This is a genomic window from Kiloniellales bacterium (genome assembly GCA_030064845.1).
Lineage (GTDB): Bacteria > Pseudomonadota > Alphaproteobacteria > Kiloniellales > JAKSDN01 > JASJEC01.
This window is the reverse complement of the sequence record JASJEC010000066.1, coordinates 30,980-40,712: the sequence shown is the minus strand read 5'-3', so window position 1 is coordinate 40,712 and position 9,733 is coordinate 30,980. Positions and strand designations below refer to the sequence as shown.

Genomic DNA, 9,733 nt, shown 5'->3' with positions numbered 1-9,733 from the left:
ACGACCAGGATATCCACACGGGTGGTCAGGCGGATCGGGGTCAGGGCCTCTCTGAGCACTCCTTCGTAGTACCGATTGATCTGCAGGTCGCGGATGATCTCGTCGGAAATAGGCATGCAAGTTTCTCCTTCTGGTCCAGGCCTCTCGTCAGAATTCGGGGACCCTTGGCTTCGCTGCTCGATGACGACCGCGTTGCCGACGCGGAACGAAGATCGAAAGTCGCCCGGGAAAACCCTTCTTGAATATCCTTGGATAAGAGCAGAGGCCGCGACCGGAACCTGTGGGAAATCACACAATCAATAGGTTTATGAGTATACGGGGTTCTTGAAATAGTTGCAGACGGTGCATCTTTGATGCTTCGTGAATTTTGGTGCCGGAGCGTCGGAGGCAGCGCAGCCAGACCCTCCGGTGACAGCCGCGCGCCCTCCCGCTAGGATGCTCGCGGGGAGTCATGCCTTCGCCCCTTCGACACGGGAGACGCTCTCTTTGGTGCTTGAGATAAAGCCGGCCGTCGCGAGCCTTCATTTCAGCCTCCCGGAAGAGCCCGATTTCCAGTTCCTCCTCTACGGTCAGGCCGCCGCGCTCGGCCGGGAGCTTCCCGCCGCCGCGCTGATGAAGAGCCTGGTCGAGGAGGCGCAGAGCCTGCTCGGGGCGAAATGATCGCCGGCGGGCCGCCGCCGCCGCTTGACGCTCGCGCGGGCGGGGCATAAACCCGGCCCTGACCGAGATCGAGACCGACACCGAGACGCTTCGGAGCCCCGAGATGACCGAGCCCGCCGCCGTGAAACGCGCCCTGATTTCCGTTTCCGACAAGACCGGAATCTCCGAGTTCGGCCGCCGGCTGCAGGCGCTCGGCATCGAGATCCTGTCGACCGGCGGCTCGGCCAAGGCGCTCCAGGCCGCCGGCGTGGCGGTCACCGAGGTCTCGGAGGTCACCGGTTTCCCGGAGATCATGGATGGAAGGGTCAAGACTCTGCACCCCAAGATCCACGGCGGCATCCTGGCCCGGCGCGACACGGCCGGCCACGCCGCCGCGATGGAGGAGCACGGGATCGAGGGCATCGATCTGGTCGCGGTCAATCTCTACCCCTTCCGCAAGGCGCTCGCCTCGGGCGCCGGCCGCGAGGCCTGCATCGAGAACATCGACATCGGCGGCCCGGCGCTGATCCGCGCCGCGGCGAAAAACCACGCCTTCGTCACCGTGGTGACCGATCCCGCCGACTACGCGGCGGTCGCCGAGGAGCTGGAGGCGCGCGACGGCGCGACGTCGGCCGAACTGCGCCGCCGCCTCGCGGCCGCGGCCTATGCCCACACCGCTGCCTACGACAGCGTCATCGCCGGCTGGCTCGCCGAGGCGGAGGGTCTCGGCTTCCCCAAGCAGATCACGATCGCCGGCGAGCTGGCCGAAGTGCTGCGCTACGGCGAGAACCCGCACCAGGAGGCGGCCTTCTACCTGGCCGACGGCAAGCCGCTCGGCGCGCGCGCCGGCGTGGCGGGCGCCAGGCAGCGCCAGGGCAAGGCGCTCAGCTACAACAACCTGAACGACACCGACGCGGCCTACGAGCTGGCGGCCGAGTTCGACGAACCGGCGGTGGCGATCATCAAGCACGCCAACCCCTGCGGCGTGGCGGTCGGCGCCACCCTCTCGGCGGCCTACGAGAAGGCGCTGGCCTCGGACCCGGTCAGCGCCTACGGCGGCATCGTGGCGGTAAACCGCACGCTCGACGAAGCGACGGCCGCGCGGATCGCCGAGCTCTTCGTCGAGGTGGTGATCGCGCCCCGCGTCGCGGAGGGCGCGGCGCGCGCCCTGGAGGGCAAGAACAACCTCCGCCTGCTGGAGGCCGGCGACCTGCCGGACCCCGGCGCGCCGGGCCAGGTGTTCAAGTCGCTGGCCGGCGGCCTCCTGGTCCAGGGGCGCGACAATGGCCGCACCGCCCCGCCGGACCTGCGCGTGGTGACCAAGCGCGCGCCCACGGCCGAGGAACTGGCCGACCTGATCTTCGCCTTCCGGGTCGCCAAGCACGTCAAGTCGAACGCCATCGTCTACGCCAAGGACGGCGCCACGGTCGGCATCGGGGCGGGCCAGATGAGCCGCGTCGACTCCTCGCGCATCGCCGCGCAGAAGAGCTGGGACGCGGTGCGCGCCTCTGGCGGCACGCGGGCCGGAACCGAGGGCTCGGTGGTCGCCTCCGACGCCTTCTTTCCCTTCGCCGACGGCCTCTTGGCCGCCGCCGAGGCCGGCGCCCAGGCGGTGATCCAGCCCGGCGGCTCGCTGCGCGACGATGAGGTGATCGACGCCGCCAACCGGGCCGGACTCGCCATGGTCCTCACCGGCCAGCGCCACTTCCGGCACTAGAGCAGATCCGGGTTTGACCGAATCGCCAAAGGCGATCCATCAAACCCGGTGAATCTGCTCTGGCCCCGTGACGGGATCTCAGTACGAGAAGACGAAGTCGACGTAGGCCCGGTAGTCCAGGACCGTGTTGTCGTCCTCGGTCAGCTGGGTCTCGCCGCCGGCGCCGATCTGGATGTTGTCGGTGAAGTGATAGCGCAGGCCGCCGCCTAGCGTGATCGTCGTGTCCCGATCCTCGCTGCCGAAGTTCAGGGCATCCACGCCGTCCAGCTGCCCCAACGCGTCCTCCGAGCGGTTGCCGTTGTCGATGGCGGTGAAGCCGTTGATCTCGAGGATCGTGAAGAGTCCCTCGTAGACCTCGTAGTTGCCATGGAGCGAATAGTGGAGGATCGAGGTGTCCTCGTCGGTGTCGACCGCGATGTTGGCCCCCAGACTTGCCTGCAGCCCGAAGTCGCCGAAGGTCCGCGTTCCCGTGATGAAGGGATTGAAGAAGCCGTCGCCGTTGCCCTGGAGCTCGATCCCCCCGGTCTCAAGATCTTCGATCGGGATTTCGTAGCGAAGGCCCGCCGTCAGGAGACTCTCCGTCTCGGGCTCCGAATAGACCGCGTACTTGAAGCCCAAGGCGATGTTGGCGAAGCCCTCCTCGTCTTCCAGGACCTCGTCGAAGTTGGCGTCGACGTAGCCGTCCTTGGTCGCGATGAAGCCGAGTCTCTCGGTCAGAGCGAGACGGAGCTGCAAACCGACCAGGTGGAAGTTGCCGCCGTCGGTCACGAAATCGTCCGGGATCTCGTTGTACAGGTAGAACGGCCGCGCCTCGGTCGTGATGTAGGGCGTCTCGTTGAAGATCAGGTTGGTGATCGGCGGCACGTAGCGGTCGTGGCGCCCCTCCCCGAGGGACCCCTTCAGATCGAGGCCGAAAGGCGCGAAGGCGTCCTCCTCCTCCCCGAGCGCCTGGCCCGGGACGAGAGACGCCGCCAGATAGATTGAGAACGCGAAAATGGCGGCGATCCCGCCGGGACTGCCCCTGGTCATCCCCTGTACCTCCTTTGCAAAAACCAAGCCCCTGCGGTCCGGCAGGGGCTTCCCCTTTGGCACTGGGAGGAGGATGCACGACCTGGTTATCCGGCCCTTGATCTGCATCAATGTGCGGATTGACACGCCCCTCTCTGCAGTCCCGCGGGGCGAGAGAGCGGCATTGAGGGGAACCGTCGGTTTCCGCTTCCCCGAGGAAGCAACGCGATGGCGCGCCGCTTCGATCAGCCGAGGTCGGGTTCCGTCGCCTTGAAGCTCTCGACCTCCTTAATACGCTCCCACCAGTCGGCGACGCCCGGGACCGCCAGGAGGCGCTCGGCGTCCGGCGTCAGCGAGACGTAGAAGAAGATCGGGCCGAGCAGGAAGTCCGCGAGGCTAGGCTCGGTGCCCGCGAGCCAGGGATCGTCGCCCTTGATCTCCGTCATCAGGAGGCCGAGCAGCTTCTCGCTCTCCTTGAGCGCGGCTTGGCGGGCCTCGTCATTGGCGCCCCCGATCAAGTCCGGGAAGAGATGGTATCCGGCGACGCCGACCAGGGCGTTGTAGCCGTAGCTGTTGATCAGGCAGATCGCCTCGTTCATCCGCGCCCGGCCCTTCGGCGTGTCGGCGACGAAGGACGGCCCGGCCAGGGTCTCGTCCAGATAGCGGCAGATCGCATCGGTCTCGCGAATTCGCATGCCGTCGATGTCCATGACCGGCACCTTGCCGAAGGGATGGCGCGCCAGGTGCTCCGGCTGCCGGGGCTCGCCGGCCAGCACATTGACCGGGACCTGCTCGTAGTCGGCGCCCTTCTCCCTGAGGAGTATCCGGACGGTGCGGACGTAGGTGGATCCGTCGAAGCCGTAGAGAATCGGTTTGCCAGACATGCCAGCCCCTCCTGTTCGATTGATTGAGCCCTTGAGGTAGGCGCTCGGAGCCGCGATGTGAAGCGCTCCGCAAAGACCGATTTCAGGACAAGGGCTCCGTGGCCGTCGTACCTCTTGTCACCTGGCGTGGAGCCATTCAGTTACTCTCGCCGTAAGAAGGCCGTCATGCGCGAAGCAACCTCCAGAGGCCGAAGGCTGATGAAATCTCGTTCCGTTCTGATCCTGGCTCTTGCCGGCACTGCCTTTCTTACGACGATGGGCGCCACGGCCCACGAGGGCGCCACCGGCATCGTCAAGCACCGGATGGAGATGATGAAGGAAATGGCGAAGGCCATGAAGGCGCTGGCGCCGATGGTGAAAGGCGAGACGGCTTGGAACGTCGCGCTGGCACGGGCTTCCGCCGCGACCATCGCCGGCCATGCGGACAAGATGCCGGAAACCTTCCCGGAAGGCAGCGACGGTCATCCAAGCGAGGCGAAGAAGACGATCTGGAGCGCTTGGGACCAGTTCGAAGAAAGCGCGGAAGCGCTGCGCAGTCAGGCGGCACGTCTGGAGGCGGCGGCGGCGAAGGGCGCCCAGGCGGCGAAACCCCTCTTCGCCGAGATCACGAACGAGTGCAAGGCCTGCCACCAGGACTTTCGGGAGAAGAAGCAGTAGCGCTCCCGCTCGATATCAACCTGCTAGGGCGGATCATGTCTTGATGGAACCACTTCGTGGTTTCCAACTAAACATGTGAATCTGCTCTAGGGCTGGCTGGCGTAGTGCTTGAGGAAATCGATGTAGCTGATCATGCCGACCAGCTTGCCCCGGTCCACGACGGGCATGGCGCCGAACTTGTTGAGCGACAGGAGATCGGCCACCTCGCGCGCCGGCGTGTCCGGCGACACGCACTCGGGATCGGGGTGCATGCACTCGCCGACCCGGAACTGGTCGAGCACGGTCTCGCGCTTGACGCCGGCCTCCTGCTCGACCAGCGGCGAGTTGACCGCCAGGCGCAGGTCGCGGTCGGTGATGATGCCGACCAGATCCCCGCCGTCCACCACCGGCAGGTGCCGATAGCCCGCCTGGTTCATCTTTGCCATGACTTCATGGAGAGGCGCCTCCGGAGACACGACCTCGAGCGCATCGCTCATGAGATCCTTTACCACCAACATGGTCCTGTCCTCCTAAACGCAGGTTCCCTCGGATCGGAGAGTAGGGCGCCGGGATCGGGGAAACCTTGACGCAGATCATCTGCGCGGCAGCGGCCGGGCGGCACAGGTGAGAAGTCGACCCGCATCGGCTCATGAGACACCCCCCGCGTGCCGCAAGTGGAACGCGGGGGTGTCTGCTGTGCGCCGGTTACTCGCCGACGAAGATCGAGACGGTCTCAGAGCTGTGGCCGGTTTCGGGATCGAACGACTGCTCTTCCTGTAGGCGGAGCTGCACCGAGCCGGGGGTCAGGCTGCGGTAGCGCAGGAAGACCGGGTCGTCGCCGCGCGTCGTGACAACATCGCCCAAAAACACCGGGAACAGCCGATCGAAGGTCTGGCCGAAGGGCACCAGACTGAACTGGCTGCTGGCGCCGTCGTTGAACACCGTGACCGCGCGGCCGTCGGCCGTCGTCCCGCTGCCGCGCTCCAGGGCGATCCAGCTCAGGGTCTCTGTCGCGTGGCCGCCGGCACTGGCCTCCTCTTCGCTCATGGCGATGCCGAACCCGGTGGCGTTCAGGCCGGCGACCCGCGTGGTTACGGGATCCGCGCCGTTGTAGGTCGCCACCGAGGTGAAGAGCGCCGGCGCATCGATGAAGCTCGATGCGAAGGTCACCGGATCCAGGCCGCCGCGCAGCAGGCGGCTGGTGTCCAGCGTGCCCGCCTCGACCGTCAGGCCGGCCAGGCTGGTCTCGCCCGCCTCGGCGACCATGTAGAACACGCGCTCCGGGATATGAGTGCCGCCCAGGTAGTCCCATTCCTGGTAACGCAGCTCGAAGGACCGGCCGGTCACGTTCTGCAGGCGGATCACGCCAGGGTCCGACCCCTTGCTCGAGACCGGCCGGGCGACCACCACCGGGTTCTTGTACGCGCGGTAGAGCGGCACGGTCGCCCAGTCGTGGGTCACGCCGTCCACGGTGCCCCATTCCATGGGCGCCGGGAAGCTCGGCGCCAGGCGGCGCAGCGCAACCGTGTCGCGCCCCCGGCTCGAGACGTCCTGGGCGAAGAGGTGGCCGCCCAGGGCGATGGCGGAGAGCTGCTCCTTGGTGTGGCCGACCTCCGCGTCTGCCGAGGCCTCCTCCTCCAGCTTCAGGGCTGAGCTCAGAACCGGGGTGAAGCGGTCGTCGATCGAGAGCGACGGGATGGTGTAGGGGAAGTACTGCCCGCCGATCTCAAGCACGCCCGAGTCCTCCGGCATGTAGACCGCGACATAGCCGACCTCTTCGGTCGTGTGGCCGTTCATCAAGGCCTCTTCCTCGTAGAGCGCCGCCTCGAAACCGCCCGCCGTAAGGTTGCGCGCCCGGACCGTCACCGGCTCGCCGCCGCGGAAGGTCTGGACCGTAAGCAGGAGAAGCGGCGGCTCGGGGAAGGGCTGCGAAAAGCTCTGGGCCTGGAACCTGCCCGTGCCGCCCAGGGGAAAGCGCCCGATCTCGACGATCGAGCCGTCCGGCGCCACCTCGCCGCCGGTCTCGGCCACCAGGTAGGACAGGCGCTCCTCGCCATGGACGTCGTCCAGGTAGACCCACTCCTGGAAGCGCACCTCGAAGGACGAGTCCGTGACCTGCTGCAGCCGGACCACGCCCGGCGCCGGGTCGTTTGCCGTCGGCGGCCCGACGATCACCACGGGGTCGACCAGGTCGGCCGGCAGCTCAACCGTCCGCCAGGTGTCGTCGATCGTGATCTCGGCCACGGAAGGCGCCTGGATCGGCCCGAAGGCGAAGACATCATAAGCCAAACCGTTGACATCGGTCCCGCCGCCCGGGATCAGGTTGGTCGACATCGACTGGAAGACCACGTAGCGCCCGTCGGCGCTGAGCGAGGGGTACTCGGTTCCGCGTTCGCCCTGCGCCCCGCCGTCGGCGGCGTCCTGGCGGCCGACCAGCCTGAGCCTCTCCGTCTCCCGGTCGAACAGGAAGGCGTCGAATTCGAGGCCGTTGGCGTCGGGCCCTCCGCCGGGGATCAGGTTGTTCATACTCGACTCGAAAGCCACGAATCGTCCGTCGGCGCTGATCCCCGTGCCAACAGTGACGAAGCTGCCCAAAGTGCCGCCCTGCCCTTGGGCGCCCCCGTCAGCGATGTCCTGGCGGCTGATCAGTTCCAGGGCGCCCGTATCACGGTCGAACAGAAAGACGTCCCAGGCGTCGCCGTTGACATCGGTCCCGCCGCCGGGGATCAGATTGGTCGCGGAGGAATTGAAGGCCACGAAGCGCCCGTCGGCGCTCAAGGCCGACGAAGAGCTGGACGCGTTGCCCTGTGCCCCGCCGTCCGCGATGTCCTGGCGGCTGATCAACTCGAGCCCGCCCGTATTACGGTCGAACAGGAAAACATCGTTCTCCGTACCGTTGGCATCGGTTCCGCCGCCGGGGATCAGGTTGGTCGAGCCAGAAGCGAAACTCACGTAGCGGCCATCGGCACTGATCGAGGGATTGCTTGAGAAGCCGTCGCCCTGCGCCCCGCCGTCGGCGGCGTCTTGGCGGCTGATCAGTTCGAGCCCGCCCGTATCACGGTCGAACAGGAAGACGTCGGGCTGAGAACCGTTGACATCGGTCCCGCCGCCAGGGATCAGGTTGGTCGCGTATGACAAGAAGGTCACGTAGCGCCCATCGGCGCTCAACAAGGGACGCTCGCTCCGGTCGTTTGCCTGCGCCCCGCCGTCGGCGATGTCCTGGCGGCTGATCAGTTCGAGCGCCCCAGTATCACGGTCGAGAAGGAAAACATCCGTCCCAAAGTTGGCGTCGGCCCCGCCGCCAGGGATCAGGTTGGTCGCGCCGGACGAGAAGGCGACGTAGCGGCCATCGGCACTGATCGCGGGCCACTCGCTCGGGCCGTTTCCCTGCGCGCCGCCGTCGGCGACGTCCTGGCGGCTGATCAGCTCGAGCCCGCCCGTCTCGCGGTCGAAGAGGTAGACCTGTTTATTGACCGCGCCGGGGACCAGGTTGGTCGCGGTAGAGGCGAAGACAACGAAGCGTCCGTCCGCGCTCGTTCTGGGGAAAGGTGTAAAGCTCTCGCCATTTGCCTGGGCGCCGCCGTCGGCATCGGACTGGCGGCTGATCAGTTCGAGGTTCTGCGCGCTCGCCACCGAGGCACCAAGCCCGGCGGAAAGACACAAGACAAGCCCAGCTATCAAATAAGATTTTCTCATGTTTCTGACTCCGTCTCGCGGTGGAGAGCCCTGAGGCGTAGCGAAAGGTTGCACAATGAGAACAATTCAGCATTGATCTGGGTCAAACGTGGTTAAACCACGACTCGGCGGTGCCTGGCGGGCAGTGCAGTCTTCGGCGCAGCACGCGATGAAGTCAGATTAGCTGTGTTAATTCGAAAATCGCCCGTTCTCTTCAGGGCGGATCACCCTCTCGGCAAGCCGCAGTCCGGCTCGGCGAAGCGTTCGGCCAGAAAGTCGATGAAGCGGCGGACCTTTGGGGAGAGGTGGCGGCCTGGCGGGTAGACCGCATAGATCGCGCTGTCGGGCGCGTGGTAGCCGGGCAGGGCCTCGAGCAGGCGGCCGGCCTCGAGGTCCTGGCCGATCAGCCAGAGCGGCAGGAGGGCGAGCCCGGACCCCTGGAGCACGGCGGCGTGCAGGGCCTCGGCGTTGTTGGCCTCCAGGTTGCCCGAGACCCGCACCGACTGCTCGACGCCGTCCGGCCCGACGAAGATCCAGTCGTTGCGCAGCGCCCGGTAGGTGTAGACGAGGCAGTTGTGACCGGCGAGGTCCGCCGGCTCGGCCGGCCGGCCGTGGCGCTCGAAGTAGGCCGGCGACCCGCTGACCAGCCGGCGGTTCCGGGCGAGGCGGCGCGCGACCAGGCTGGAATCCGCCAGCTCGCCGATCCGGATCACCAGGTCGACGCCCTCCTCGACCAGGTCGACGAAGCGGTCGTTGAAGGTCAGGTCGATGCGCAGCGCCGGATGCTGCTCGAGAAAGCGCGGCAGCAGCGGCGCGATGTGCTGGCGCCCGAAGGCGAAGGGCGCGTTGACACGGAGCGTGCCGCGCGCCTCGCCGCGCAGGTCGGTCACCGCCTGCTCGGCCTCTGCCACCTCGGCCAGAATCCGGACCGCGCGCTCGTGAAAGGCACGGCCTTCCTCGGTCAGCGCGAACTGCCGCGTGGTCCGGGTGATGAGCCGCGCGCCGAGCCGGTCCTCGAGGCGGCCGATCTGCTTGCTGACCGCCGAGGGAGTCAGGCTGAGCCCGCGGGCCGCGGCCGAGAAGCTGCCGGCCTGGACAACGCGGGCGAAGAGCTCCATGGCGCTGAGGCTGTCCATCTGTTCCGCCCAGTCACTAATCTTGTTCCTGGACACAT

The 9,733-nt window shown here is 66.9% G+C and carries 8 protein-coding genes; 3 read left to right on the top strand and 5 right to left on the bottom strand.

What is annotated here, in order from left to right; translation table 11 throughout:
* The first annotated feature begins 489 nt into the window (after positions 1-489).
* Both QNJ67_18510 and purH read left to right on the top strand, forming a co-directional pair.
* Positions 490-660: a hypothetical protein gene (locus tag QNJ67_18510; protein ID MDJ0610973.1), complete on the top strand. Its 171-nt coding sequence runs from the start codon at positions 490-492 to the stop codon at positions 658-660.
* 103 nt (positions 661-763) lie between these two features.
* Positions 764-2,356: a bifunctional phosphoribosylaminoimidazolecarboxamide formyltransferase/IMP cyclohydrolase gene (gene purH, locus QNJ67_18505; GenBank protein MDJ0610972.1), complete on the top strand. Its 1,593-nt coding sequence runs from the start codon at positions 764-766 to the stop codon at positions 2,354-2,356.
* A gap of 78 nt (positions 2,357-2,434) precedes the next feature.
* Here the strand turns inward: purH and QNJ67_18500 are convergent, their stop codons facing one another.
* A complete protein-coding gene (locus tag QNJ67_18500; GenBank protein MDJ0610971.1) occupies positions 2,435-3,385 on the bottom strand; it encodes a transporter in 951 nt (316 codons plus the stop codon).
* Positions 3,386-3,609: 224 nt separating this feature from the next.
* Positions 3,610-4,248, bottom strand: a complete 639-nt coding sequence (locus tag QNJ67_18495) for a glutathione S-transferase family protein (protein ID MDJ0610970.1) — start codon at positions 4,246-4,248, stop codon at positions 3,610-3,612.
* A 57-nt stretch (positions 4,249-4,305) separates the two neighbouring features.
* On the opposite strand from QNJ67_18495, the gene QNJ67_18490 reads away from it, so the two are divergent.
* The gene (locus tag QNJ67_18490; GenBank protein ID MDJ0610969.1) at positions 4,306-4,905 is read left to right on the top strand and encodes a cytochrome c; all 600 of its coding nucleotides are present in this window, start codon (positions 4,306-4,308) and stop codon (positions 4,903-4,905) included.
* 86 nt (positions 4,906-4,991) lie between these two features.
* On the opposite strand, the gene QNJ67_18485 is transcribed toward QNJ67_18490, so the two are convergent.
* The 3 genes from QNJ67_18485 to QNJ67_18475 all read right to left on the bottom strand — a co-directional run bounded on the left by QNJ67_18485 (position 4,992) and on the right by QNJ67_18475 (position 9,695).
* Positions 4,992-5,402, bottom strand: coding sequence for a CBS domain-containing protein (locus QNJ67_18485; protein ID MDJ0610968.1), 411 nt, complete (start codon positions 5,400-5,402; stop codon positions 4,992-4,994).
* Positions 5,403-5,589: 187 nt separating this feature from the next.
* Positions 5,590-8,517, bottom strand: a complete 2,928-nt coding sequence (locus QNJ67_18480) for a hypothetical protein (protein MDJ0610967.1) — start codon at positions 8,515-8,517, stop codon at positions 5,590-5,592.
* A gap of 266 nt (positions 8,518-8,783) precedes the next feature.
* A complete protein-coding gene (locus QNJ67_18475) occupies positions 8,784-9,695 on the bottom strand; it encodes a LysR family transcriptional regulator (protein ID MDJ0610966.1) in 912 nt (303 codons plus the stop codon).
* Between the last annotated feature and the right edge of the window lie 38 nt (positions 9,696-9,733).